Source organism: Pseudomonas sp. H2_D02, assembly GCF_054677635.1.
In genome coordinates, this window is sequence record NZ_CP162816.1 from 5,208,171 (window position 1) to 5,234,123 (window position 25,953).

Consider the following 25,953-nt stretch of genomic DNA (forward strand, 5'->3'; position numbering starts at 1 on the left):
TCTGGGCGCAACAGCGTTAGACCTGGATCCGAATGATCTTCCGGATCCAGAAAATCCCCACCAACATGGCGCAGAACGCGCCGAAGATCAGCTTGTGGCCGATGGGGTCATTGACCAGTACCGGCATGTAACTGGGGCTGGTCACCACGATGGCGATCGCCAGCACGAAAGGAATCGCCACCAGCACCCAGGCGGACATGCGCCCTTCGGCCGACAGCGTCCGGACCTTGCGCTGGAAACGGAAACGCCCACGGATCAGGCGGCTCAGGCGTTCCAGCACTTCGGTCAGGTTGCCGCCGGTCTCGCGGTGGATCAGGATCGACGTCACCAGCATCATCACGGTCATGCTCGGCATGCGCTCCAGCAGGCCGAGCATGGCTCTGCGCACGTCGTTGCCATAGTTGATGTCGGAGAAGGTCATGCCGAATTCCTGGGCGACCGGCCCCTTATGCTCCTCGGCGACCAGGCGCAGGGTTTCGTTGAAGGGATGGCCGGCGCGCAAGGCCCGGCACATGGCATCCAGGGCGTCCGGCAAACCTTCCTCGAACGCGGCAAAACGCTTGTTGCGATCGCGCAGGATTTTCAGCACCGGCAACCAGGCCACGGCAAACGCCACCAACAGCGCCACCCACCAGATCGGCCAGACCATCAACACCAAGGCACCCACCGCCGCGCCAATGGCCAGGCCAAGCAACATCACCCGATAGGCGCGGTACTCATGGCCGGCCTGCTCGATCAACTGAGTCAGGTTGGCCATGAACGGCAGCTGTTCCAGCCGGGCTTCCAGGGGAGACAGGCGCGTCAGGTATTTTTGCCGCAGTACGGTCTGCATGTTCGGCAGGTGGTTGGCTTTCTCCAGGACGAGCAAGCGACCGCGAATGCGCTTGCGCATTTTCCCGGCCTCGCCGAACACCGGCACCACCACGCCCTGGGACAGCAGGAACACGGCAATGAACACCATGCCAAGGAAGATCAGGATGAATTCGCCCGGGATCCCTTTCATGACTGCCGGCCCTCCATCCATTCAGGACGGAACATGCTCAGCGGCAATTCGATGCCGCGCTTGGCCAGTACATCGCGAAAGGCCGGGATCATGCCACTGGGCTTGTATTCACCGAGGACCTCGCCGTGCTCACCGATGCCGTGGCGCGCAAAGGAGAAGATTTCGGTCATGGTGATGACCTCCCCCTCCATGCCGTTGATCTCTTGAATGCTGGTGACGCGACGCTTGCCGTCTTCTTGACGCTCCAACTGGATCACCACATCGATGGCCGAGGCAATTTGTTGACGCATGGCCTTGATCGGAAAGGTCGCCCCGGTCATCGACACCATATTCTCGACACGACCCAACGCATCGCGGGCGGTGTTGGCGTGAATGGTGGTCAGCGAACCGTCGTGGCCGGTGTTCATCGCCGTGAGCATGTCCAGCGCTTCGGCGCCACGCACCTCGCCGATGACAATGCGGTCCGGGCGCATCCGCAGGCTGTTGCGCACCAGTTCGCGCTGACTCACCTCGCCTCGCCCCTCGATGTTCGAGGGCCGGGTTTCCAGGCGCACTACGTGGGGTTGTTGCAGTTGCAGTTCGGCCGAATCCTCGATGGTGACGATCCGTTCGTTATGCGGGATGAAACTCGACAGCACGTTGAGCATGGTGGTCTTGCCGCTGCCGGTCCCACCGGAGATCAACACGTTCAAGCGCCCGCGGACAATGGCCTTGAGCAGCAAGGCAATGGCCGGGGTCATGGTGCCTACCTGGATCAGGCTGTCGGTGTTGAGCAGGTCCACGGCAAAACGCCGGATCGACATGCTCGGGCCGTCGATGGCCAGCGGCGGGATGATCGCGTTGACCCGCGAACCATCCTTGAGCCGGGCGTCCACCAACGGCGAGGACTCATCGATGCGCCGCCCCAGGCTGGAAACGATGCGGTCGATAATGTTCAGCAAATGCTGGTCATCCCGGAAGCGCACGTCGGTGCGTTGCAGCTTGCCGAAGCGCTCGACGTAGACCGAGGCAAAACCGTTGACCAGGATGTCGGACACGCTGTGGTCGGCCAGCAGTGGCTCAAGTGGGCCGAGCCCCAGCACTTCATCGGTGATCTGCTTGATGATCAACTGCCGGCTGACTGTACTCACCGGCGCCGAGTGTTCTTCAAGCAAGCGCTGGCAAATATCACGGATCTGCCGCGTGGCCTCGACTTGTTCGAGGGCATCGAGCAAGGACAGGTCCATCACCTTGAGCAACTGCTGATAAATTTTTTCCCGCCACTCGGCTTCCACCGGGGTGACCTGGGTGCGGGTTTCATAAGGCACATCGGGAACGGCGTGCTCCCAGGCCATCAACGCTTCGGCCGAGTCTGACTGGCCGTCACCGGGCTGGGCGGCCATTGAAGCACCGGTTTTGCCGGGCTGTTTGCGCAAGCGGTTGCGGAAGTCGCTGATCATGGGTCATCCCCCGAAGAAACGGTTGAAGGCGCGTTTGAGCAGGCCTTTGCCTGCCGCCATCTGGTGACCGACCAGGTCTTCGGTCAAATCGCGCAACGCGGCGGTGATGGCCGCCTTTGGCGCATGCAGTCCCAACGGCACACCAGTGTTCTGACTCTGGCTGACCAGGTTGAAGTCATTGGGCAATTTCGAAATATTCGGGCAGCGCAGGGCCTCGCCGATGTCCTTGAGGCTGACCGCGGCGGTCTTGTCGTAGCGGTTGACCACGATTTGCAACTGGTCGCCGCGTACGCCGAGGTCTTCGCGAAGGATCCGCACCAGGGCGCTGGCGTCACGCAGATGACTGACGCTCTGTTGCACCACCACGTAGACCCGGTCCACCTGTTCAAGGACGGAGCCGGTGAGGTGATCGATCTGCCGGGGCAAGTCCACCACAATCCAGTCATAGCTGGTGCGGGCCAGTTGCAAGAGTGCGTCGAGCTGTTCCGGCTGGGCATCCTGGGGCAGGCACAATTCACCGGCGCGGCCACCCAACACATGCAACGTCGGGCTGAAGTGACTGCAGAAGCCTCGCAATGCCACGCTGTCCATGTCTTCGACTTGTTGCAGCACTTCCAGGTGGCTGTGGGATTGGGCGACATCCAGGTAATGGGTCACGCTGCCGAACTGCAGGTCCATGTCCAGCAACAAGGTATTGCCTGAACGGGCGCTGAGTTGCTGGGCCAGGTTGCATGCCACCAGCGTGCCGCCGGAGCCGCCCTTGGCGCTGATCACCGCGACCAACTTGCCCTCGTTCCCATTGCCGAGGCGCACTTCCGCCACCAGGCGATTCAGGGCCGCCACCAGTTCGGCATCGGCGAAAGGCTCGGGCAACACGTCTCGCGCACCCGCCTGCATCGCCAGGCGCATGCCTTCCTGCTCGCCCAACAGACCGCACACCAGCATCGCCGGACGCTCATGGGCCGGCCGTTGCAGCAGCGCCGACAGTTCCTCGCGCCACAAATGGCTGACCCGCAACAGCAGCAGATCGGGCATCCGGTCCAGGCCGTAGAGCGGATCGACATGGCCATTGCTGACCAGGCGCGTGCTCACTTCAAGGCCGGGCATGCGCTGGCAGACGCACTGCAGATCGCGCAGGGACCCAGCATCGCGGCTGCTGATCAATATTCGCAGCCCGGCCTTGCCGGTGGCGCTTGTGAGCGGAGTTTCCCGGGTGTTCAGCATGGTGTGATCTCCCCTGAATCGGAATGACGCCCTAGGCTTTCGCGTGGCAACGTCGCCCTGAAAGTGGGCAAGGTAATGGGCACGCCCAGTCCGGGAATGAACAGGTTGAAAACGAAATTCTGCAGGCTCAGCCGGACATAGCGGATGGCCCGGAATCCCGTGCTGCCGGAGGTATCGCTCGGGTTCGCCACCACGGCCCCGTCGACGTCCAGGTAAGTCAGCGCCAGGTTCGCGGTGGTCAGGCTGCTGATCAGTTGGCTGGTGCCTGAATCCGTCGCGGCATTGAAAATCGCCCGGCGCAGGATCACCGGATCGCTGATGTTGCACACCGCCGCCAGACGCGCTCCACGCCGCGCGGCTTCATCGAGGGCGTTGACGGTGAAATACAACCGGCCCATTTCCAGCACACCGAACAGCAGGGTGAACACCAGCAGGCCGACGAAGGCGAACTCGACGATGTAGGTGCCGTGCATCTGCTTGCGATTCATCACAGCGCCCTCATGACAGTGGTCGCCACCAGCGGGATGCCCAGCGCAATGGCGCTGCCGAAGAAGCCGGGGATCGACCCGTTGCAACTGCCCGCGCCGATCACCGGGCAGAAGGTGTAGGTGATGGTGACGCGCACATGGCTGGTGCCCTCGGCGACAACCTGCACGTTCGCCGTGGTCAGGCCCGACACCACGGCCGTGCCGGAAGCGCTGGGCACGCCATACACCGCGACGTTTTTCGTCTGGGTCTGCAGCGTGCTGCTCAGGACGACCGCGCCAAGGGTGGAACTCCAGGCCTGGCTGGCGACAAAGCGGTCGGCATCGCGGCTGGCCTGCAACAGCACGTTGTATTGGTACAGCATGCGGCCGAACTCACCGAAGGCCAGCAACAGCAGCAGCAACACCGGCAGCACCAGGGTGAACTCCACCAGCGCGACGCCTTGCTGGGCCCGGGGTGATTTGAACGGGGCAAGTTTCATGACGCCTCCTACGAGTCTGTGCTCGGCGTGCCGCTGCCATTGATATAGGTCTTGTAGAGCTGGATGATCTGCGGACCGGCGTCGCTGCTGGGTGTCGGGCCAGGCACGTTGTCGCCTTCGCACTCGCGGACGAACTGGCCGAATATCTGCGCCTGGGTGCCACCGCTGTTCATGGGTTGCACGACGAAATAGCAGCCGAACCCCAACACGGGGATGGTGCTCGAACCGCCCTGTTTGCCGGTGCAGTTGCCCACCACGATTTTCAGCATCCGGCGCTCGAAGACGCCGTTGCTTTGGCAGCCGCTGCCGCTGCCGCCCACGCAGGCGGCGACCTGGGTGCGCCAATCGTTGTAGTCCGGTATCGCCTCGCCGCCCGCCGAGAGATCGCCACCGCTCGAGGTGACAGGCTGGCCTTTGTATTGCGCCTGGCCGAGCGTGCCGTTGTAGGTCATCGCTGGCGAGCTCGAAGAGGTGACCAAGTCCGGCGGATAGTCGGAAGCCCTGACCGGGCCGTTGTAGATGCCGAAGCGCGTGTTCAAGCCTTGGGACGCCGGACCGACGGTGTTGCCGGGGGAAGTCTGGACGTTATCCCCGACCGTACGGCAGACCGAACCGCCACCCGCCAGGTCCTCACGCACCGAACTGCCGCCGGAGCCAAAATCGAGCAATTGGAAATTGCCCGGCCCGATCGGTGAGCTGTTTCCCGCTGCGGTCTTCAGCACCACCAGGTCGCCGAAGTGATAGCTCCAGAAATTCCCGGCGGACGGGTCATATTGGCCAGGATCGCCACAGACCATCAGCGGCGCTACGTCACAGGGCGAGGTAGGGCTGGGTCCGGCGGTGGCGATGGCCGCCACGGCTTTGCTGCCCAGGCTGCCGCTGCCCATCGATTGGACGAAGCTCCAGAAAAAACCGTTGAGTTGATAGTTGGCCACCGACACCCGCACGTACTTGGCGTCGCTCGGGCCGGGGTAAGAGAATGGGCCGTAGACGCTGCTGGACAATTCAACCACGGCAAACGAGCCCGGGTTGCCAGCGACAGCGGTGGCCAGTTCCGTGTTGCCCGCGGCGCTGGCATTTCTGCTCAGCGTGTCCAGGGCCGCCGTGCGGGTCGTGCTGGCCATGTTCATGCTGCCCTTGACCTGGCTCAGGGTCTTGGCGCCCCCCAGGGCCGCGGCATCCACGGCGTTTTGCAGGCGGGTCTTGTTCAGCAGCATATGCCCGCCGTCCAGGGCCAACGCCGCCGTCATGGCGATGGCCGCCATGGCGATCACCATCAGTACACTCACCGCCCCTCCCTGGCGTCGTGGCAGCGTCAACGGCTGCCGGATCTTGGCATTCATCATCGAGCCCTCATCTACAACGTTGAGGATCGGTATCGCCCTGCCCTATGGGGCCCGGCACGGGAAAGTCACCTAGCGGACATTGATCACGCTGCTTTCAACGCCACGGATCAACGTGATCGCGCCGCCCTGAGGCTTGGCACTGCGCTGTACCACGGGTCTTGGCATCGGAGCGGCGGCCACCGCCATGACCGGCGCAGGGGCTGGCGGCGCGACGGCCACGGCTTTTTTCTCCAGGTTCAGGGGGTTGCGCAGGGCCAGTTGCAGCTTGCCCTCGGTCTGCGCGGTGACCAGCAGTTCCGCCTCGCTGGCGGACATCTCCAGGGTTACGGCCCGCACCACCACCGGTTGCGTCTTGTCCGTGCCCGCGGTCTGGTCTACCGCCAGCACCCGGAGATTTTCGAGGAGGGTCCGGGACGTCGCGTTGTTGCTCCCTGCATTGGTGGTCTTGGTCGCCAGGACATCGACCCGGTTGCCCGGCAACAGGAATCCGCCGACACCAACCACATCATCCACGCGCACCGATATCGCCCGTTTGTCCGGCGCGATCAGCGAGGCCAGGGTGCTGCCGCCCAGGTGCTCGCTCAGACGGGCACCGCGCACGATGTCGCCGCGCAGGATGTCGAACGTGGCGATCTTGCCCACGGCCTTGTCGCTGCTGTCAAAAGCATCGTCTGGAATGGTGTCCATGGGCATGCGCACGGTCGTGACCTGCTGGGCCTCGACCATTTGCCCGAAGGGAATTTCCACCGTCGCGACCACCACGCTTCGCAAGTGATCATCGGGAGTCGCGTTGAGTCGCGCGCTCAGCCAGGAGTCAGCCATCCATGCGGCACCAAGGCCCATTACCAGGGAAACGCCTATCAGCGGAAGCGTACGAGAGCTCATGTCGGTATCTCCAGATCAAAGGAAGTCGAGCTGAACGAAGTAGTTGTGCCAGGCCCATTCCAGCTCTTGCGGCAACAGGGGCCCGGAACCGCCCAGGTAACGCTGGCGGTCGAGCGCCATGTTCAACAGGTCGCGGGGATGGCAAGGCACCAGCGGCATGCCTTCGCTTGCATACAGCCGCTGCAGCACATAGCGCACCAGCAGCGGGTCATAAGGGATGCCCAGGCGTTCACACTCCTGGCGCCAGATGCGTTCGTATTCGTCGGGCTTGAGATAACCGAACTGGACCTTGTAGCCGATGCGCCGCAGGAAGGCCTCATCCGCCAGTTCGAGGGGATTGAGGTTGGTGGAAAACACCAGCACCAGGTCGAACGGCAGCTCGCAATGGCGCCCGCCGCCCAGGTTGATGAAGTCGCGTTTTTCTTCCATCGGCACGATCCAGCGATTGAGCAGCTCGGCCGGGGCCATGCGCTGGCGACCCATGTCGTCGATGATGAACAGGCCGTTGCTGGCCTTGAGTTGCAGGGCCGCCTGGTATTGCCGGGTAAACGGGTCGTAGCGCACGTCCAGCTGTTCCATGCTCAACTCGCCGCCAGTGATGACGATCGGGCGTTTGCAGCACAACAGTCGACGGTCGATGCCTTCGTTGAGCATCAGGTTGTTCGTTTGGCTGCTGTCATCCAGGCGTTGATGCACCTGCGGGTCGTAGATCTCGATCACCGATTCGTTGATCACAATCGCATGAGGCACCCAGATGGCCTCGGCGAACAACCGGATCAACCGGCTGCTGACGTAGGTTTTGCCGGTGCCCGCCGGGCCGTAGATCATGATCGCCCGGCCGGAATTGAGCGCGACGCCGAGTTGATCGAGCATGCCTTGGCTGAGCACCATGCCGGCCAGGGCCTGGTTCATGTCCTTGGCGGTGATGCGACCGTGGTGGATGGTCTGGATCTTGATCAGCGAGCGGTAGGTGCTGACCGGAAACGGCGCGGCGCCGATGTAGCCGCTGCGAGCCAAGGCGTCGCGGGCGGAACTGCGGCCGCGTTCCGTGAGGCCATAGCGCAGCGTTTGTCCACCGGACTGGCCCATCTGGCCAAGGACTTCGACCCGCCCGTCCTTGCGCAGGAACGCCAGCACTTCTTCGAGCACCGCGCCGGTCAGGGCCAGGCGTTCCACCAGCCGCGTCATGTCCAGCACGCCGGCGTCATGCAGGTGTTTGCACACCAGTTCGCCGAGGAAGCTGTCAGTCAGGCCGGTGTCGCGAATCGAGCTCGGTTGAGGCGCCAGGCGTTGCACGGCTTCCCGTTCGCTGGGGTAGGCATCGCTATCGTTGATGACGTGCATGACTAGACTCCCCAGCCACCGGCAACCAACTGCCAGTAAACGCTGTTCAAAGTGCCGATCAGGATCGCAATCGAATAAGGAAAGGGTTTGCCGGCCACTTCATCCGACGCCGGCGCCAGATAAGCCTGGGCGCGGACGCTCAACCAGTAGCGCTGCAAGGTCTGGAGCAACTGGCCACGGGCCAGGACAATCAGGAAACCGCACACGCCGCCGGCAATCAGGCTGAACAGCGCCGCCCACAGTGCGAAATGAAAGGGCAGGAAGCTGCCGACCATGGTCATCAGCTTGACGTCACCAGCGGCCATGCCACCGACGGCGTACATGGGCAGGAACAGCGCGAAACAGATCAGCATCCCCAGAAGGCCGTCGCCCAGGCCGCCGATCCCGCCGGTATAGACCTGGCTGGCCAATCCCAGGGCCAGGCCCAACAAGACCAGCGTGTTGGGGATGCGGTGGCGACGCAAATCGCTCACCACCGCCACGCCCAGCAGTCCTAGCAGCAGTACCGTCGACATCAGCAATTCCATGGACATGATGCGTCTCCCTAAGGGTGGTTATGGTTAGCAGGCAGCGCCTTTAACCGCGGCACAGAGGGCAGTGATTCGAGTGTTCACCTCACCGCCCAAGAGAACGAACATCGCGGCAACCGCCACCGTTACCAGGCCACCGGCCACCGCGTATTCCACAATGGTCAGGCCGTCTTCATCATTTAAGAACTTGGCTATCGAAGTTCTGACTGTTTGAAGTTTCATCTTATTTACCTCACTTCAGCGGTAATAAAACGACTTGCGAAGAACAACGCGAAGCCCACTAAGCAGGTACTCCACAGCTTTATCGAATAAAGCTGAAACCGGCGCTTCGATGGGCCTCACCCCTAGCGGTTGTCAGCAGGCAGCGCCCTTGACGGCGGCGCACAGTGCGGTAATCCGGGTGTTCACGGCGCCGCCCAGCAAAACGAACATCGCGGCCACGGCCACGGTGATCAACCCGCCGGCAACGGCGTATTCCACAATGGTCAGGCCATCTTCATCTTTGGCGAACTTCAGTACCGAAGCCTTGATAGTTTGAAGAGTCATTTCGCACACCTCATCGGGGTTGTTTTCAAAGAGGCAGTACATTGCGAACTGCCTGATGCAACCCTAGTCAGGAGGCCGGTATTGTCGTTAGGAGGATTTTGCACATCGCTAGGATTTTTTTGCGCCAGCCGCGAAATTGTCCAGGCTGCCAGTATTTCCAGGTTTTTGACCGCTGAAACGGCACCCGCAAAGACCCGGCACTAAAGAACGAGCGGCTTATAAAAATTAATTCGGCAAACTGATAGCACATTGGCAATACTGCTAGCTAACGGGCAGGAAGAACCACCGAGTAGTCGTCCTATGGCGTCGAATCTGACTGGCAAGCCAAAGCTGTTATGGTTTGATCTGACTCATGATCATTCCACCCAGGAACTCATCAGCCAGTTCGAGCAAGCGTGCGACTGCGCCGTGGCGAAAAACGCCTTGCTGCTCAGTGGCGTGCAGGCCGACATGATCTGCATCCATTTCGATCGCCCGGATACGCAGGGCCTGAGGCGGTTGCTGGACATCAAGCGCACGGTCCCGGCCATCCCCATCACCATGTTCACGGTGCAACATTCCGAGGAGCTCGCCGTCTGGGCCATGCGCTCAAGCGTCTGGGAATACATGGTGCTTCCCCTCGCAACCACCGAACGCAAGCGTTACCTGACCGCAGTGACACAGTTGTGCGAGTTGCGCCGCCAGGCCGGTGGCCGGGGCTCGACCTCGCAGATCGACCACTCCCCGACCCTGCCGGACAGCATCCGCCTGACCTCCGGGCACCAGAAACACCAGGCCCTCAGCCACATCATGCTGTACATCGACCAGCATTTTCGCGACAGCATCGACCAGCGCGACCTCGCCAAGCGTTGCGGCATGACCACGTTTCGCTTCAGCCGGGTGTTCAAGGAGGCCAACGGGCTGGGCTTTACCGATTACGTATTGAACAAGCGCATGAGCTTTGCCAAGGACTTGCTCGACAACAGCCAGATGCCTATCACCAGCATTGGCTACGAGGCCGGCTTCAAGGATCCGTCGTATTTCGCCCGCGCCTTCAAGCAGTACGCCAACTGTACGCCCAGCGAGTACCGGCTTGCTTATCAGGTGCGCTGCTCCAGTCTGGCTCCGCCGCCTGCCGATGAGGAGGCGCTGGAAAGCCTGGTGCACAGTCTGGAGGGCTAAAGCATTTTTAACGCGCATAAAAAAACGCCGCTCGAATGAGCGGCGTTTTCTTGAATTTGGAGCGGGAAACGAGACTCGAACTCGCGACCCCGACCTTGGCAAGGTCGTGCTCTACCAACTGAGCTATTCCCGCAAATGGCGTCCCCTAGGGGACTCGAACCCCTGTTACCGCCGTGAAAGGGCGGTGTCCTAGGCCACTAGACGAAGGGGACACACTAACTGAAACACATGGTGTGTATTCCAGTGCCCAAATCCGCATCCGAAGATGTCGGCTCTGGCTTCACTCAGCCCTGCCCGAAAGCAACGCTGTTTAAATTGGAGCGGGAAACGAGACTCGAACTCGCGACCCCGACCTTGGCAAGGTCGTGCTCTACCAACTGAGCTATTCCCGCATTGGCGTCCCCTAGGGGACTCGAACCCCTGTTACCGCCGTGAAAGGGCGGTGTCCTAGGCCACTAGACGAAGGGGACACACGTACAACATTCACTGCTTATCGCGTTTGGCTGAGTGCTTTACGCTGTAAGTGGCGCGCATTCTATGGATGGATTGGAGGGTCGTCAACCCCCAGATATAAATTTATTTAAATCAATGACTTCGCCCAATTTGGGAGGATCTGCGGATTTTACCCGTCCGGTCCTTGGCGTCTATATTCTGTCGCCCGCCAAGACGTTATAGTCTCGGCGGGCAAATAGTGGCAATGTGCATCCATGGTGTTGCACACCCATAAACAGCATGACGCCCGTCTAATCGCACGGCGTGGAACTATGCGCATAAAAGCCAAGCCACTACACTCATGACATGCGTACCCCAATAAAGAGGTCTTACCGGTGACACCACTCATGATCACCCTGCTCGTCGTAGCCGGGATCGCACTGTTGATCGCCATTGGCTACATGAACCATGTGGTGGAAAACAACAAGCTGGAAAAGGCCCGCACCAAGGTTGAACTCAACGACCGCCTGCGTCGTTGTGGCGAGCTCACCGAAACCTTCCCTGGCCAGTTGATGACCCCGGCCCTGAAGTTGCTGATGACACGCCTTGAGCTCAACGTCTGCCAGCGCTTGCTCAATCTCGACAAATCCAACGCCGCGGTCAAGGCACGCCTGGACGAACTGTCTGCGCTGGCCGCCCAGGGTGAGTCGATTCCGGTCAACAACCCGCCGGCACCGATCCAGACCGAAGCCAAGGCCAAGGATGTGCGGTTCCTGCTCGAAGCCTTGCACGGCCAGATCACCCGCGCCGCCCAGGACGGATTCCTGCCGCCTAACGAGGCCAAGCGCTGGATTCGCGAAGTGCGGCATCTCCTGGTGTTGCTGCACATCGAGTTTTTCAACAACCTCGGCCAGCAGGCCTTGCAGCAGGAACAGCCTGGGCAGGCTCGCCTGGCGTTCGAGCGTGGCGTGCAATATTTGCGCAAGCAGCAGGAGCCGCAGGTCTACGCCGAGCAGTTGGCCTATCTCGAGAAGCTTCTGGCTCGGGCCAACGCCCAGGTCCTGGCCAGCACCCAGCCTGTAGAGGGTGAGGTGAACCAGTTGACTGAAGGGTTGAAGGAAGACGAAGCGAACGATGAGTGGAAGAAGAAGAAGGTTTACGACTGAGTTGGGTTTGGGTGCATATCCGTTTCTTCGGTAACGGCAACTGGCGGTTCCGCTCTTACAGCGGGTCACTTTTGAAGAGCTTCCGGGCCGACCTGGCTCTGGTGACGCACCGCGCATCTCCTGTGGGAGCGAGCCTGCTCGCGAAGGCTCTATAGCAGTCGATGAAGAGGCTGAGGGTACTGGCCTCTTCGCGAGCAGGCTCGCTCCCACATGGATCTCTGAACACTCTTCCCCTACTGTGGGCGGGCTTGCTCGCGATAGCAGCAGCCCACCCATTCACAACCTGAAATGCCCCACCATCCCTTTCAACTCAACGCCCAACTGCGCCAATTCAATGCTGGACGCGGCGTTGCCTTGCATGGCCACGGACGATTGATCGGCGCTGGCGCGGATGCTGGTGACGCTGCGGTTGATTTCTTCAGCCACTGAGCTCTGTTGTTCGGCGGCCGCTGCGATTTGCTGGTTCATCTGTTGGATCAACGACACGGCCGCCGCGATGCTGCCCAGTGCGCTTTCGGTCTGCAGCGCATCGCTGACGGCCATTTTCACCAGTTCGCCACTGGCCTGGATTTGCTGTACGGAGGTCTGGGCCGCTGAACGCAGCGCGCTCACCAGTCGCTCGATTTCTTCGGTGGACTGTTGCGTGCGTCTCGCCAAGGCGCGGACTTCATCGGCCACTACTGCAAATCCCCTACCCTGCTCACCTGCCCGAGCCGCCTCGATCGCGGCGTTGAGGGCGAGCAGGTTGGTTTGCTCGGCCACGCTCTTGATCACGCTCAAGACAGTGCCGATGTTCTGTATTTCGGCGCTCAGGCTCTCGATGCTGGTGCTGGCCGATGTGGCCGAGTCGGCCAGTTGCTCGATGCGCACCATGCTCTGGCGCACCACTTGTTGACCCGTTTCGACCTTGTCATCGGCTGTCTGGGCCGCTTGCGCCGCCTCTTCGGCATTGCGGGCCACGTCGTGCACCGTGGCGGTCATCTGGTTCATCGCCGTGGCAACCTGCTCGGTTTCCTCTTTCTGGCTGCTGACTTCCAGGTTGGTTTGCTCGGTCACGGAGGACAGTGACTGGGCCGAACTGGCAAGCTGCTCGATGCCCGCCTGCAAACCGCTGACGATGCTGCTCAAGCCCGCCCCCATCTGCTGCATCGCGAGCATCAGTTGCCCGATCTCGTCCCGGCGTGTCACGTCGACTTTAGCGCTCAGGTCTCCGGCGGCAATTTGCTGGGCGACGCGGATGACACTGCGCAACGGCGAGACGATCAACCGGGTGATGACCCAGGCTGCAACCAGTCCCACCAGCAGGGCCAGGGCCGACGAACCGATGATCATCAACGAGTTTTTCTTCAGCTCCGCCTGCATGGCGGCGTCTTCGGAGGTGTACGCCTGGTCAACCCGCGCCACGACCTGGTCGGCGCGCTCGTGCAATTGTTGGTAGACGATCTTTTCCTTGGCCAAAAGGCCGGTGTATTCGGCCAGTTGCTGGTTGAATCCACCAATATGCCCGGCCACTTCGTTGAGCACGGTCTGGTAGCCGGGATCCTTGACGGCGCTCTTGAGCGCTTCAGCCAGTTTCATGGCCTGCTCGGCCTGTTCGATATTGCCTTGCCCGGCAGCCTCGTCATTGCCCTTGCGACTCTGGTCCAGGCGAACCCGTGCCTCGTTCATCGACTGCAGCATGAGTCGCGACACTTCGCTGACCTGGTTGGCCTGCTCGATGAATTCAGCCCCCTCCTTGCCCTCGGAGTCCTTCAAGGTATAGGCGCCGTCATCCGCTAGCCCGGCCTGCAACACGTCCAGGTTGTTGGCGACACTGGAAACCGACCAACTGGCCATCTCCAGCGCCAGGTCCTTGCTCTGGCTCAGTTCGACGAATTCATCAAATGCCTTGCGGTAAGCCGCCAGGGCCAGATCAACGTCATTCATCACCGGCACATTGGCCGCCGACTGGCCTTTGAGTTCGTTCGCCAACGCAATCAACCCATCGACGCCTTGACGCAACGCATCGGCTGTCTTGGGGTCGGAACGCGAGGCGTATTCCTGCTCTAGCAGGCGAACCTTGAGCAGCCCGCTGTTGAGGGACGACATCTGCTTCAAGCCATCGAAGCGATAACTGATGGTCTGCAGCGACCAGACGCCTATGGCCGCCACCACTGCGGTGAGCAGCAGCACCAGGACAAACCCGATACCCAGTTTCTTTGCCATACCGAGGTTGGCAAAACGTCCTTGCACGGCCGAAATCATTGCGCCCAGTCCTCTGCCAGTGTGTGTTGATTGCAGATTCGCAACGAGACGCCCCGCAACACAAGATGCTGGCGTCGGAATAATGGCAAAAAGCTACAGCCGCGTCGTTTTCAGGACACTTGAGGTCGATCCAGAGCCGTAGCGCGGAAGAACGCCAGGGCCTTGGGATCCCTGGCGTAGGCCACGTTGATCCTCAGCCAGTCAGTGTCCAGGCCCAGAGGGCTGAATGCGGTGCGCGACGACAGTCGGATGCCGCACCGCTCTGCCAGGCGCTGCAACCCAGCATAGTCACGTAACGGTGGACGTGCCCAGATGAAAAGCCCGCCGGTCGGCTTACCGAAAACGCTCCAGTCGGCATCCTCCAGCGCCTGCAGCGTCACCGTCATGTCACTATTCAGACGTTGGCGCTGACGCTGGACCAGTTTGCGGTAGGCACCATTGGCCAGGAGATTGGCCAACACCGATTCACAGAAGCGCGAGGCGCCCATGCTGGTCACTTCCTTGACTTCGCTCAGGCGCGCGATGATGGGCGGCGACGCCACCACGAAACCGACTCGCAGCGAGCTGCTCAGGGTTTTCGAGAAACTGCCCAAATAAATCACTTCGTCGTCCAGCGCCGCCAGCCGGGCTCGTGTTGGACTCTGGAAATCCGCATAGACATCGTCTTCGATGACGAGCAACGCATGCTCTTTCGCCAGCTCCATCAACCGCTGGGCCACGGTCGGAGCCAGGTTGCTGCCGGTTGGGTTATGGCAGGCACTGTTGACGAAAAGAGCACAGGGGCGATGAGTCATCAGCAAACACTGGAGAGCATCGACGTCAGGCCCCCGTGGCGTCCTGGGCAGTTCGACCATGTCAATCCCGTGCAGCCTGAGCAGGTCGAACAGTTTCGAATAACCGGGGCTCTCCACCACGACGCAGCATCCCGGCGGCAATAGTGTCCGCACGATCAAGTCCAGTCCATGGGTCGCCCCCGAGGTGGTCAGTATCCGGTTTTCATCAGCCTCGATATCGAACTGCTTAAGCCGCCTGGACAGTTGCTGACGCAGTGCTCGGCAAGCCGAGGGCGGTACTGTAGTTGAACAAACCGGCCATGTCGGTTCGGCTAACCTGCCGTATCGCGTACCCCAGGTCATCGCTTTCTCGCCAACTTTCGGGCAGCCCGCCACAGCCCAGCTTCAGCTCCCGCTGCGAACCTTCTACCGCGTCGGAATCGAAAAGGGCGCCTTGCAGGCCGCCGCTTCCGGCGGACTCGTGCCTGGGTGGAAGAGCGGCGGTGACGAAAAAGCTCGAACCGTTACGAGACGCCAGCAAACCCTGGGCGACCAGGCGCTGACACGCTTCGTGGACACTGGCCTGGCTAAGCAGGTTTTCCCGCGCCAACTGCCGGACCGATGGCAGGCGCGTCCCCGGTTGCACCGTATCCTGTCGAACCCAACTGACCAGCGCATCGACGATTTGCTGCACGACAGGCACAAGGGCCTGCCGGTCGATTCTCAACTCCATGAGTAATCAAGCTCCTAAGCATTGTTTTGAATCCGCAAACAGTTAAGCACAGGCCGATGCCGGACGATGTATGACAACCCTGTAAAAACGCCCCATTCTCATCCCTTGAAATACATTGATGGCTCAAGCAAGGGAACCTTCACAGACGGAAGGAAAAGCCCGCAGTCAATGCGGGCTTCGTCCTACAAAATATCGCAGCCGCTTCCGTCAGAACGCCGTAACGCCGCCGTCCACCGCCAATGAATGCCCGGTGGTAAACGCCGCGCCATCGCTGCACAAATACAGCACCGCGCTGGCGATCTCCTCAACCTTGCCGATACGCCCGACCGGGTGCATTGCGTTGGCGAAATCGGCTTTTTTCGGGTCCGCTTCATAGGCCCGACGGAACATATCGGTGTCGATCACCGCCGGACACACTGCGTTGACGCGGATTTTCTTCTTGGCATATTCAATGGCCGCCGACTTTGTCAGGCCAATCACCGCATGCTTGGACGCTGCGTAGATGCTCATCTTCGGTGCCGCCCCAAGCCCCGCCACCGAGGCCGTGTTGACGATGGCACCGCCGCCCTGGGCCAGTAGCAATGGCAACTGGTACTTCATGCACAGCCAGACCCCTTTGACGTTGACCCCCATGATCGCGTCGAACTCATCAAGGGTGCCGTCCGGCAGCTTGCCCTTCTCTATCTCGATGCCGGCGTTGTTGAAGGCGTAGTCGAGGCGCCCGTAGGTGTTGATCACTTCATTCATCAGGTTTTGCACGTCACCGTCGAGCGTCACGTTGCAGCGCACGAATACGGCGTCGCCACCGACGTCGCGAATAGACTGGACCGTCCCCTCGCCGCCCGCCACGTCCAGGTCGGCAACGACGACCTTGAGCCCCTGCGCCGCGAACGCCTGGGCCGTGGCGCGGCCAATACCCGCCGCGCCGCCCGTCACCACGGCAACTTCCCCGGAAAACGTCATGCTCATTGTCACTGCCTCGAAGAATTACTGACCGCCGCACTATAGCCACCGACCGCAACGGCACGGCAGCACTATCCAGTGGCCGGTTGGCGCTGCATGAACGCCCGTGATAACACCACCCACCACACCATCACTGGCTTGGATCAACCTGCATTCGCTGGATCGGCAAACCTTGCGGTAAGCGCGTCGAAGGTCTATCAACAAGGCTTCATTCATCTTGAGTGCCTGTCATGACCGCCCAGACCAACCGCCAATTCCTGCTCGCCAAACGCCCGGTGGGTGCCGCGACCCGCGAGACGTTCACGTATCAACAAGTCCCGGTTGGCGAACCGGCGGCGGGCCAGATCCTGGTCAAGAACGAGTACCTGTCCCTCGACCCGGCGATGCGCGGCTGGATGAACGAAGGCAAGTCCTACATCCCACCGGTCGGTATCGGCGAAGTCATGCGGGCATTGGGCGTCGGTCAGGTGATTGCGTCGAATAACCCGGGGTTTGCGGTGGGGGACTACGTCAATGGCGCCCTGGGCGTGCAGGATTATTTCCTCGGCGAGCCACGAGGTTTCTACAAGGTCGATCCAAAACTGGCGCCGCTGCCACGTTATTTATCAGCACTGGGCATGACCGGCATGACCGCTTATTTCGCCCTGTTGGATGTCGGCGCGCCCAAGGCTGGCGAAACCGTCGTGCTTTCAGGCGCCGCCGGTGCCGTGGGCAGCATTGCCGGGCAGATTGCCAAGCTCAAGGGCTGCCGCGTGGTCGGCATCGCCGGTGGTGCCGACAAATGCAAGTTCCTGGTCGAGGAGCTGGGCTTCGACGGGGCCATCGACTACAAGCATGAAGACGTCCATGCCGGTCTCAAGCGCGAGTGCCCCAAAGGCGTGGACGTGTATTTCGACAACGTCGGCGGCGATATCCTCGATGCCGTGCTCAGCCGCCTGAATCTCAAGGCCCGCGTGGTGATCTGCGGCGCCATCAGCCAATACAACAACAAGGAAGCGGTGAAGGGCCCGGCCAACTACCTGTCGCTGCTGGTCAACCGCGCGCGCATGGAAGGTTTCGTGGTCATGGACTACGCCTCGCAGTTCGCCGCCGCCGGGCAGGAAATGGCCGGGTGGATGGCCAAGGGGCAGCTCAAGAGCAAGGAAGATATTGTCGAAGGGCTGGAGACGTTCCCCGAGACGCTGACCAAATTATTCAGTGGGGAGAATTTCGGGAAGCTCGTGCTCAAGGTCTGACACACATCACTGTGAGTGCTGATGCCACGGCCTGACATAAAACAACTGTGGGAGCGAGCTTGCTCGCGATGGCGGTTCATCAGTCACGTTTGAATCGACTGAGATACCGCTATCGCGAGCAAGCTCGCTCCCACACGTTTTACAGCGTCTCGGTCAGGCCAGTTCGGCCACGACCGCTGCCAACGCCTTGGCCGGGTCGGCAGCCTGGCTGATCGGACGGCCGATTACCAGGTAATCGGAGCCCGCGTCCAGCGCCTGGCGCGGAGTCAGGATGCGCCGCTGGTCGTCCTGGGCGCTGCCCGCCGGACGAATCCCCGGTGTCACCAGTTGCAGCGATGGGTGCGCCGCTTTCAGGGCACTGGCTTCCAGCGCCGAGCAGACCAAGCCGTCCAGGCCAGCCTTTTGTGCCAGCGCCGCCAGACGCAGCACTTGCTCCTGAGGCTCGATGTCCAGGCCAATCCCCGCCAGATCCTCGCGCTCCATGCTGGTCAGCACGGTCACGCCGATCAGCAGCGGTTTCGGGCCGCTGCGCTGGTCCAGCACTTCACGGCAGGCCGCCATCATGCGCAGGCCGCCGGAACAATGCACGTTGACCATCCACACGCCCATCTCCGCAGCCGCCTTGACGGCCATGGCGGTGGTGTTGGGGATGTCATGGAATTTAAGGTCCAGGAACACTTCGAACCCCTTGTCGCGCAGGGTCCCGACAATTTCCGAAGCGCAACTGGTGAACAGTTCCTTGCCGACTTTGACCCGGCACAGCTTGGGGTCCAACTGGTCGGCCAGCTTCAGGGCGGCGTCACGGGTAGGGAAATCCAGGGCGACGATGATAGGCGTCTGGCAGGCGGACATGAGCGGGCTCTCAGGCAAGTCGAAATCGGCGCGCATTGTAGCGGAACCAGCGCCCTTGCGGGACCCGATGATCGGTAAATCATCAATCGCCCTGCTCCCGTTTGTGTCGCAGCCGATACATTCATGACACGCGCACAATACGGCAGGACGCTACCCTGCGCCGCCGCAACCGGTTATTCCAGCGCTTCACGGCCCACCGTCCGAAGCTTATGCTCAAACCACGCCCTCGCCGCCCTCCATGCGGTTGGCAACCCAACTGGCAGATGACGCACCCATGCAGAACACCCCCATTGCAAATGCTGGCGATCAGAAAGTGCCTGACGATGATCGGCGCTGGACCACCCGCGCCCTGATCGTCGATGACGACGTACCGATCCGCGAGTTGCTGATCGACTACCTCGCCCGCTTCGGCATTCGCGCCAGTGGCGTGACCGATGGCGCGGCCATGCGCCAGGCGATGCAGGCCGAGCATTTCGACGTGGTCGTGCTGGACCTGATGTTGCCAGGCGAAGACGGTCTGCAATTGTGCCGCTGGCTGCGGGCCGAGTCGGATATCCCCATCCTGATGCTGACGGCCCGCTGCGAGCCCACCGACCGCATCATCGGCCTGGAACTGGGCGCCGATGACTACATGGCCAAGCCCTTCGAACCCAGGGAATTGGTGGCGCGAATCCAGACCATCCTGCGCCGCGTGCGCGATGACCGCAGCGAGCAGCGCGCCAACATTCGCTTCGATAACTGGCGACTCAACAGCGTGCTGCGCCAGCTGGTCTCCCCCACTGGATTGGTAGTGCCCCTGTCCAACGCCGAATTCCGCCTGCTGTGGGTGTTCATCGAGCGACCGCGCCGTGTGCTCAGCCGTGAACAATTGCTGGACGCCGCGCGCGGTCGTTCCATCGAGGCCTTCGACCGCAGCATCGACCTTTTGGTCTCGCGCTTGCGCCAGAAACTGGGTGACGATCCGAAGGCCCCGCAATTGATCAAGACCGTGCGCGGTGAAGGCTACCTGTTCGACGCGCGGGATATCGGCTGATGCGCCTGCGCTTCGACTCCCTGTTCGGCCGCCTGTTCGGCGTGCTGCTGCTGGCGATCATCCTGGCGCATCTGTTGGCCTTTGCCTGGTTCTTTCATTACGACAAGCCACCTCCTGGGCCGCCCCCGGCGTTCTCCCATCAAACCGCAGGTCCCCCGCGCTCCAGCCCGCCACCGGGCCAACGCCCCTGGTTCGGCGGCCCCGTGGTACCGCTGACGTTTCAGTTCGTGTTCCTGATTGTCGCCGCCTGGTACGGCGCCAAGCTGTTGACCCGGCCGATCCAACGCCTGAGCGACGCCGCCGAACGGCTGAGCGAGGACCTCGATAGTCCGCCACTGGAGGAAAACGGTCCGCGTGAGGCCCGCCAGGCCGCCCATACCTTCAACCTGATGCAACGGCGGATCCGCGAGCAGGTGCAGCAGCGCTCGCGCATGCTGGGGGCTGTATCCCATGATCTGCGCACCCCGCTGTCGCGGCTCAAGCTGCGCCTGGAGCAGATCAACGACACCCGGTTGCAGGATCAGATGCGCCAGGACCTGGACGATATGATCGGCATGCTCGACGCGACACTGACTTATCTGCACGAACAACGCACCAGCGAGGCGTTGCAGTGGATGGACGTGCAGGCCCTGGTGGAGTCATTGAGCGAAAACGCCCAGGACCAGGGCGCCAACGTGCAGGCCAGCGGCACCTGTGGGCCTATGCAGGTGCAACCGATGGCCCTGCGTTCGTGCCTTAACAACCTCATCGACAACGCCCTGCGCTACGCGGGCGACGCGTCGATTGTTCTGGAAGATCAACAGGACCAATTGCTGATCCGGGTGATTGACCATGGCCCCGGCATCGCGGCGGACAAACGCGAAGCGGTATTCGAGCCATTCTTTCGCCTGGAGGGCTCGCGCAACCGTAACTCCGGTGGCGTCGGCCTGGGCATGACCATCGCCAGGGAGGCCGCCGAGCGCCTGGGCGGGCACTTGAGCCTGGAAGAAACGCCGGGGGGTGGATTGACGGCGGTGATCAGCTTGCCTCGCCTCTGAGTCCCTTCGATTCCCCTGTGGGATTCGGCATTGTTGGATTGCTGTGTATGTTCCTCGGTACACACTCGAAACACCCACGACAACTGCCCCGTCGAGGCTGCATGAACCGGTGCACCCACCGGTCATCACACCTCAAGGAGCATGCCCATGATCGGCAGCATCAGCGGTTACTCGACCTACAGCAGCACCAGCAATACCGTGACCAGCAATGCCCGCAGCCAACAATTTCAAAAACAATTGCTCGACAAGCTCGACACCAATGGCGACGGCTCGGTCGATCAGGATGAGTTGAGCACGGCCCTGTCGCAAAAAAGCGGCGACGGCATTCTCGTCAGCCTGAGCGACAACTTTGCTGACCTGGATAGTGACGGCAGCGGTGACCTGAGCGGTGAAGAAATGGCCGCTATGGCGCCGCCTCCCCCGCCGCCACGGGACCAGGCGCCGGATACCGAACTGGCTGACGCGTTGCTCAGTGCCCTGGACGCCGATGGCGATGGCGTGATCAGCAGCGACGAGCTGAGCAGCGGCCTCGCCAGCGCCGGCAGCAGCGCCGACAGCGACCAGGTGTTCTCTGCCCTGGACGCGAATGAAGACGGCACAGTCAGCCTCGACGAGCTCACCGCCAGCCTCGCACCGCCCCCGCCCTCCCAGCAGTCCTCCAGTGAAACGCTGTTCAGCCAGCTCGACACCGATGGCGACGCCAGCATCAGCGCCAGCGAACTGGACAGCGCCTTGCAGGCCGGACGCCGAAACGACAGCGCCTCCGAGCGCATCGATGCCAGCCAGGCGTTGGACAAAATGATTGCCAACCTCAGCCGGCAGTATTCGCTGGCTAACGTCGCCACCGTGGGCAAACACCTGAACGTGGCGACCTGATTCGCCGGCCAGCCGGGGCCAGGCTGGCCAGCTTTCGTGGCGAGGGAGGTTGCTCCCGCTGGACCGTAGGAGCTGCCGAGCGAAGCGAGGCTGCGATCTTTCCCCAGACGCTTGAGTCCCAAGCGAAAGATCAAAAGATCGCAGCCTCGCTTCGCTCGGCAGCTCCTACAGGCCCCAGCGGGATGGACGGCTTTCAATTATCGCGCCTGGCTCTTGCTCCAATCCGTCAGCAAGCTGTACGCCACTGCCAATAATGTCGGGCCGATGAACAGCCCGATGAAGCCGAACGCAATCAACCCGCCGAACACCCCCAACAGCACGATCACCAGCGGCAGGTTTCCGCCACGGCTGATCAGATAGGGCTTGAGCACGTTGTCCACGCCGCTGATGATGAAGGTGCCCCAAATGCCCAGGAACACTGCCATCCCGTATTCACCTTTCCAGACCAGCCACGCCGTGGCGGGGATCCAGGCCAGTGGCGGGCCCATCGGGATCAGGCTGAGCAGGAAGGTGACGATACCCAGCACCAGCGCTCCGGGGACCCCGGCGATCAGGAAGCCGATCAACGCCAGCACCGCCTGGGCCGCCGCGGTCCCGATCACGCCATTGACCACCCGCTGCACCGTCCCGGCCACCAGCTCGACGTAATAACCGGCACGGTCGCCGATCAGTCGTTCCAGCAGCCCTTGGACAAACGCGGCCAGCCGCGGGCCGTCACGATAGAAAAAGAAGACGAATACGATGCTCAGGGTCAGTTCGAGGATGCCGCCGCCGATCTGGGCGCTGCGGGCCAGCAACCAGTTGCCGACCTGCCCCAGGTACGGCTTGATGGACACCATCATCGCCGCGCCCTGCTGGTCGATGCTGTTCCAGATACCGACCAGGCGCCCGCCCACCAATGGCACGCCGGCCAGCCAGTCGGGCGCCTCGGGCAAGCCGTCGACCTGTGCATCCCGGATGAACGCCGTGGCGTCGCGCACATGATCGGCCAGGTTGAATCCCAGCCATACCAGCGGCACCGCCACCAGCAACATCCAGCCCACCGTCAGCAAGCCCGCCGCCAGGGATTCGCGCCCGTTGACCCAACGGGTCAGCAGGCGCATCAGTGGCCAACTGGCAAACGCCAGCACCGCGCCCCAGAACAGCGCCGACCAGAACGGAGCCATCACCCAGAGGCTTGCACCGAACAACACCAGGAGCAGGATCTGCACCAATAGCCGATCGTTATTGAGCATGAAAGATCTCGGAAAATGAAAGATACGGGGGTAACCAATTCAAGCGCCGCCCCCGCAACAGCTTATCGCAGCAATTCAAGATGCAGGCCCGCCGCCTCAGCGCTGGCCGCCTCCATTCGAGCGGCGCGCACACCCTGGCCGATCAAGCCCTGACGCCACGCCTCGGCTTGCGGCCCGGCGATGCTGACTCGCAGCCCAGTGTCCAGGTTCAACGCCCGGGACAGCAGGCGCAGCCAGGTATCGTCCGGTTCACCGGCCAGGCGCGGCAGGTCCAGCACGCCGGTGTCCTTGAGCTGGCGCAGCAGGGTCGCCGAGGTCGGCAAGACATCGCCCAGCGGCGCATTGGCTTCGAACTGTTCGACGTGCAGGTAGGCCTTGCGATTGCCACGGGTGATGGCATACAGCGCGATGAGCGTGTTGTCCGTTGGCGGCGCCAGGCGCAGCAGCAGATAGGCCTGGCCGTTGTCGGCGCCGTAGAGCTTGGCATTGCCGAACACTTCGTTGGCCCACAGGCTGCTTTCGCCGCAGTCGCGGGCCTGGCACCAGAACAGCAGCTCGGCGCCCTGTTTCTGCAGCGCTTCGCGGGCAGCGGTAAAGGCCTGTGTGGCGGAATGCTCGGGCGGCAGCTCGTAGGTCACCGAGGTGGCGTTGCCCCGGGCATCGATTTGTCCGTCGAAACGCAACTGGCCGCTGATCTTGCGGATCGAACCCATGGGGTAGATCCGCTCCAGGTCGCTGGTTTGCCGATAGTCGACGATTTGCGCGTCGGGCATGCGTGGCACACGCTCCAGGTCCTGGCTGCCAGGCACATCGGCGGCCAGCACTGCCGGCGCGAAACAGGCCAGCGTCAGCAGGACGAATGAGTGGACGGATGATTTCATTGGATCGGCTTCGCCTGGATCCGCGCGACGCAAAGGCGTTCGTCAATGCGCAGCAAGGCGAGTGGACGGTTATCAGTCATGGTTGGCTCCCTTTCAACCCGCCCAGCCTCGACACTTGCCCGGCGCAAGTCAAGAAACGCTGAAGAACCGATTGAAACAGTCTGCTACAAGCGCCGCCCCGGACTCATCGTTCAGGTGCAAATGATGGCCGCCGGGCAACTGTTCATGACTGAAGGGTAGACGTTCCAGCAATTCGGGGTGGTGGGCCAGCATACCGTCCGCCGCCACCACCAGATGAGCAGGACAAGCGATCCGCGCCACGAAGGCCATGGCCTGTTCGTCGGTCAGGCGCAGCGGTGAGGGCAAGGTCAGGCGATTGTCGGTGCGCCAGGTGTAGCCTCCCGGCACCGGCATCAAGCCGCGCTGGGCCAGCAACTCGGCGGCCTCGCGACTGACCGCCACCAGACCCTTCATGCGGGCTTCGATGGCCCGGTCAAGGGTTTTATAGACGGGTTTGCGTTTTTGCTGCAACTCCAACTGCGCCTGTAAGGCCATGCCCATGCGCTCCGCCGCATTATCGCCTTTCGCCGTAGGAGGAATCACACCATCGATCAGGCCCAGGTGCGTGATACGTTCCGGCAACGACCCGGCCAGCACCAGCGAGACAATGGCCCCCATGGAATGGCCCAGCAGGGCAAAACGCTTCAATCCCAGTTGCTCGGCCACTTGCAGCACATCGTGGGCAAAGTCCCACAGGGCATAGCCGGCGCCAGGCGGACGATGCCCGGAATGACCGTGGCCGGCCATGTCCAGGGCGATCACCCGCACGCCCTGCAACCGGGGCGCCAGTCGGGCGAAACTGTTGGCGTTGTCCAGCCAGCCATGCAAGGCGATCACCGGTCGGCCGTCTTCCGGGCCAAACAGATGAGCCGCCAGTTCGATATGGGACAGGCTCAGGCGGACTTCTTCAACGACGCTCATGGGCGGCGTCCTTCCCAGCGCTGGAAGAGGTCCTTGAGCAGATTGGCGGTGTCCAGTGGGCGCTCCAGAGGAAACATGTGGCCGCCCGGCATGCTCAGCGACTCGCCGAAGGGCATGCGTCCCACCGACCGGGCGTGATGACGCATCACCACCCGACTCTGCCGCCCCCGCACCACGGCCAGCGGGATTTCGAGTTTTCGAGCCCTTCCGGGGCTGGTGTGCGGCACACCTCGGTAGATGCTGATTTCCGTGGCCGGGTCGAAGCGCAGTCGCAACCGATCGCCGACCGGCTGCAAGCCATGTTGCAGGTACGCTTCGAAGCACTCTGGGTCGAAACCGCGAAACAGCGTCTTGCCAGCAAAATAAGTCCGCGCCGATTCCAGGTCGCTGAACTCCTCCCGCCGCCCCAGGGTTCGCCCCGCCGGCGTCAGGCGATCGATGAAGCCCAGGCGCTTGGCGGCCAGGATCAGCCAGCGATCCACACGGGTCAGCACCGGAGAATCGAGCATGACCACGCCCCGATACAACCAAGGGCTGCGCAACGCCGCGTGCAGATGCAGCACGCCCCCCAAGGAATGCCCCACTCCCCAGACCGGTTCCGGTTGCTGCTCCAGATGATGAATCAGCTCGTCCACCAGGTTGTTCCAGTTGTCATCGACGGGGAAGCGCGGGTCGTGCCCGTGCAATTCCAGATGCGCGACCTGGTACTGCGGCGCCAGTGCGGCGAACAGCTTGCCGTACGTGGCCGAGGGGAAACCATTGGCGTGAGCGAAAAACACCTGTTGCGACATGTTGGGCCGATCCATTGCGAGAACTGCGATCGATTCTGCGCAGAACCCGGCGGCGCGGCAATGACCGTAACTGACAGGAATGATGACAGTCGGGGTTGGGATATGGGCTCGTGCCCACTGCCCCGTGGCGAGGGAGCTTGCTCCCGGTGGGCTGCGCAGCAGGCCCGAAGATGGGCAACACGGTGTGCCCGGCTGATCGAGTCACGAGACCGAGGGCCGCTTCGCGCCCCAGCGGGAGCAAGCTCCCTCGCCACAATGGACTGCTCCACCCCGCAG

24 protein-coding genes, 4 tRNA genes and 2 pseudogenes are annotated in these 25,953 nt (G+C 62.1%); 6 read left to right on the plus strand and 24 right to left on the minus strand.

The features are described from left to right. Positions 1-16: 16 nt before the first annotated feature. The 11 genes from AB4N42_RS23805 to AB4N42_RS23855 all read right to left on the minus strand — a co-directional run bounded on the left by AB4N42_RS23805 (position 17) and on the right by AB4N42_RS23855 (position 9,284). Entirely contained in the window at positions 17-1,003 is a 987-nt protein-coding gene (locus AB4N42_RS23805; RefSeq protein WP_198798362.1) for a type II secretion system F family protein, read from the minus strand. After that, a complete protein-coding gene (locus tag AB4N42_RS23810) occupies positions 1,000-2,442 on the minus strand; it encodes a CpaF family protein (RefSeq protein WP_030138420.1) in 1,443 nt (480 codons plus the stop codon). Before AB4N42_RS23810 ends, AB4N42_RS23805 begins: the two co-directional genes overlap by 4 nt. A gap of 3 nt (positions 2,443-2,445) precedes the next feature. Next, positions 2,446-3,666 carry an AAA family ATPase gene (locus AB4N42_RS23815; RefSeq protein ID WP_460115450.1) on the minus strand — a complete coding sequence of 407 codons (1,221 nt, stop codon included), beginning with the start codon at positions 3,664-3,666 and terminating at the stop codon, positions 2,446-2,448. Beyond that, positions 3,660-4,154 carry a TadE family protein gene (locus tag AB4N42_RS23820; RefSeq protein WP_264427281.1) on the minus strand — a complete coding sequence of 165 codons (495 nt, stop codon included), beginning with the start codon at positions 4,152-4,154 and terminating at the stop codon, positions 3,660-3,662. The genes AB4N42_RS23815 and AB4N42_RS23820 overlap by 7 nt, the downstream gene beginning before the upstream one ends. After that, a complete protein-coding gene (locus AB4N42_RS23825) occupies positions 4,154-4,633 on the minus strand; it encodes a TadE/TadG family type IV pilus assembly protein (protein WP_460115451.1) in 480 nt (159 codons plus the stop codon). The genes AB4N42_RS23820 and AB4N42_RS23825 overlap by 1 nt, the downstream gene beginning before the upstream one ends. 8 nt (positions 4,634-4,641) lie before the next feature. Then, positions 4,642-5,979: a Tad domain-containing protein gene (locus tag AB4N42_RS23830; RefSeq protein WP_460115452.1), complete on the minus strand. Its 1,338-nt coding sequence runs from the start codon at positions 5,977-5,979 to the stop codon at positions 4,642-4,644. A gap of 69 nt (positions 5,980-6,048) precedes the next feature. Then, the gene (gene cpaB / locus AB4N42_RS23835; RefSeq protein WP_030138425.1) at positions 6,049-6,864 is read right to left on the minus strand and encodes a Flp pilus assembly protein CpaB; all 816 of its coding nucleotides are present in this window, start codon (positions 6,862-6,864) and stop codon (positions 6,049-6,051) included. 15 nt (positions 6,865-6,879) lie between these two features. Continuing rightward, the gene (locus AB4N42_RS23840) at positions 6,880-8,208 is read right to left on the minus strand and encodes a P-loop NTPase family protein (protein WP_198798365.1); all 1,329 of its coding nucleotides are present in this window, start codon (positions 8,206-8,208) and stop codon (positions 6,880-6,882) included. Between the two features lie 2 nt (positions 8,209-8,210). Then, positions 8,211-8,741 carry an A24 family peptidase gene (locus AB4N42_RS23845; RefSeq protein WP_030138369.1) on the minus strand — a complete coding sequence of 177 codons (531 nt, stop codon included), beginning with the start codon at positions 8,739-8,741 and terminating at the stop codon, positions 8,211-8,213. A gap of 27 nt (positions 8,742-8,768) precedes the next feature. Then, on the minus strand, positions 8,769-8,960 hold the full coding sequence (locus AB4N42_RS23850; RefSeq protein ID WP_030138368.1) for a Flp family type IVb pilin: 192 nt from the start codon (positions 8,958-8,960) through the stop codon (positions 8,769-8,771). A 132-nt stretch (positions 8,961-9,092) separates the two neighbouring features. Beyond that, a complete protein-coding gene (locus AB4N42_RS23855; RefSeq protein WP_030138367.1) occupies positions 9,093-9,284 on the minus strand; it encodes a Flp family type IVb pilin in 192 nt (63 codons plus the stop codon). 300 nt (positions 9,285-9,584) lie between these two features. Here AB4N42_RS23855 and AB4N42_RS23860 point away from each other — a divergent pair, with 300 nt between their 5' ends. Then, positions 9,585-10,445, plus strand: coding sequence for a response regulator transcription factor (locus AB4N42_RS23860; RefSeq protein WP_460115453.1), 861 nt, complete (start codon positions 9,585-9,587; stop codon positions 10,443-10,445). Positions 10,446-10,502: 57 nt separating this feature from the next. On the opposite strand, the gene AB4N42_RS23865 is transcribed toward AB4N42_RS23860, so the two are convergent. The 4 genes from AB4N42_RS23865 to AB4N42_RS23880 all read right to left on the minus strand — a co-directional run bounded on the left by AB4N42_RS23865 (position 10,503) and on the right by AB4N42_RS23880 (position 10,915). Then, positions 10,503-10,578: transfer RNA gene (locus AB4N42_RS23865), tRNA-Gly, on the minus strand. 3 nt (positions 10,579-10,581) lie between these two features. Further along, positions 10,582-10,657: transfer RNA gene (locus AB4N42_RS23870), tRNA-Glu, on the minus strand. A 104-nt stretch (positions 10,658-10,761) separates the two neighbouring features. Then, a tRNA-Gly gene (locus tag AB4N42_RS23875) sits at positions 10,762-10,837 on the minus strand. 2 nt (positions 10,838-10,839) lie between these two features. Then, a tRNA-Glu gene (locus AB4N42_RS23880) sits at positions 10,840-10,915 on the minus strand. 369 nt (positions 10,916-11,284) lie between these two features. On the opposite strand from AB4N42_RS23880, the gene AB4N42_RS23885 reads away from it, so the two are divergent. Beyond that, complete coding sequence (locus AB4N42_RS23885) at positions 11,285-12,043, plus strand: hypothetical protein (protein WP_030138365.1); 759 nt, start codon at positions 11,285-11,287, stop codon at positions 12,041-12,043. A gap of 276 nt (positions 12,044-12,319) precedes the next feature. Here the strand turns inward: AB4N42_RS23885 and AB4N42_RS23890 are convergent, their stop codons facing one another. The 4 genes and pseudogenes from AB4N42_RS23890 to AB4N42_RS23905 all read right to left on the minus strand — a co-directional run bounded on the left by AB4N42_RS23890 (position 12,320) and on the right by AB4N42_RS23905 (position 16,762). After that, positions 12,320-13,201 (minus strand): methyl-accepting chemotaxis protein, encoded by an 882-nt coding sequence (locus tag AB4N42_RS23890; RefSeq protein WP_431147395.1) that lies wholly within the window; start codon positions 13,199-13,201, stop codon positions 12,320-12,322. Continuing rightward, positions 13,181-14,287: pseudogene (locus AB4N42_RS23895) on the minus strand (HAMP domain-containing protein); the annotation flags it as partial. The gene AB4N42_RS23890 and the pseudogene AB4N42_RS23895, both read right to left, overlap by 21 nt. Before the next feature lie 110 nt (positions 14,288-14,397). Continuing rightward, positions 14,398-15,793 (minus strand): annotated as a pseudogene (locus tag AB4N42_RS23900) (aminotransferase-like domain-containing protein). A 207-nt stretch (positions 15,794-16,000) separates the two neighbouring features. Beyond that, positions 16,001-16,762, minus strand: coding sequence for an SDR family oxidoreductase (locus tag AB4N42_RS23905; protein ID WP_198798369.1), 762 nt, complete (start codon positions 16,760-16,762; stop codon positions 16,001-16,003). A 224-nt stretch (positions 16,763-16,986) separates the two neighbouring features. On the opposite strand from AB4N42_RS23905, the gene AB4N42_RS23910 reads away from it, so the two are divergent. Further along, on the plus strand, positions 16,987-17,991 hold the full coding sequence (locus tag AB4N42_RS23910; RefSeq protein ID WP_198798370.1) for an NADP-dependent oxidoreductase: 1,005 nt from the start codon (positions 16,987-16,989) through the stop codon (positions 17,989-17,991). Positions 17,992-18,144: 153 nt separating this feature from the next. Here AB4N42_RS23910 and pyrF read toward each other — a convergent pair whose 3' ends face one another. Next, entirely contained in the window at positions 18,145-18,843 is a 699-nt protein-coding gene (pyrF, locus tag AB4N42_RS23915; RefSeq protein ID WP_160893102.1) for an orotidine-5'-phosphate decarboxylase, read from the minus strand. Between the two features lie 274 nt (positions 18,844-19,117). Between pyrF and AB4N42_RS23920 the strand changes: the two genes are divergently transcribed. The 3 genes from AB4N42_RS23920 (at position 19,118) to xopAW (ending at position 21,789) form a co-directional block, all read left to right on the plus strand. Next, positions 19,118-19,876, plus strand: a complete 759-nt coding sequence (locus tag AB4N42_RS23920) for a response regulator (RefSeq protein WP_198798372.1) — start codon at positions 19,118-19,120, stop codon at positions 19,874-19,876. Then, complete coding sequence (locus AB4N42_RS23925; RefSeq protein ID WP_460115454.1) at positions 19,876-20,913, plus strand: sensor histidine kinase; 1,038 nt, start codon at positions 19,876-19,878, stop codon at positions 20,911-20,913. The genes AB4N42_RS23920 and AB4N42_RS23925 overlap by 1 nt, the downstream gene beginning before the upstream one ends. 147 nt (positions 20,914-21,060) lie before the next feature. Beyond that, the gene (gene xopAW / locus AB4N42_RS23930; RefSeq protein ID WP_431145808.1) at positions 21,061-21,789 is read left to right on the plus strand and encodes a XopAW family type III secretion system calcium-binding effector; all 729 of its coding nucleotides are present in this window, start codon (positions 21,061-21,063) and stop codon (positions 21,787-21,789) included. A gap of 197 nt (positions 21,790-21,986) precedes the next feature. Here the strand turns inward: xopAW and AB4N42_RS23935 are convergent, their stop codons facing one another. The 4 genes from AB4N42_RS23935 to AB4N42_RS23950 form a co-directional block, all read right to left on the minus strand. Continuing rightward, positions 21,987-23,024, minus strand: coding sequence for an AI-2E family transporter (locus AB4N42_RS23935; RefSeq protein ID WP_030138355.1), 1,038 nt, complete (start codon positions 23,022-23,024; stop codon positions 21,987-21,989). Positions 23,025-23,086: 62 nt separating this feature from the next. Continuing rightward, positions 23,087-23,905 (minus strand): DUF4892 domain-containing protein, encoded by an 819-nt coding sequence (locus tag AB4N42_RS23940; RefSeq protein WP_323154576.1) that lies wholly within the window; start codon positions 23,903-23,905, stop codon positions 23,087-23,089. A 129-nt stretch (positions 23,906-24,034) separates the two neighbouring features. Then, positions 24,035-24,886 (minus strand): alpha/beta hydrolase, encoded by an 852-nt coding sequence (locus tag AB4N42_RS23945; RefSeq protein WP_460115455.1) that lies wholly within the window; start codon positions 24,884-24,886, stop codon positions 24,035-24,037. Then, a complete protein-coding gene (locus AB4N42_RS23950; protein ID WP_030138352.1) occupies positions 24,883-25,677 on the minus strand; it encodes an alpha/beta fold hydrolase in 795 nt (264 codons plus the stop codon). Before AB4N42_RS23950 ends, AB4N42_RS23945 begins: the two co-directional genes overlap by 4 nt. Positions 25,678-25,953 lie beyond the last annotated feature (276 nt).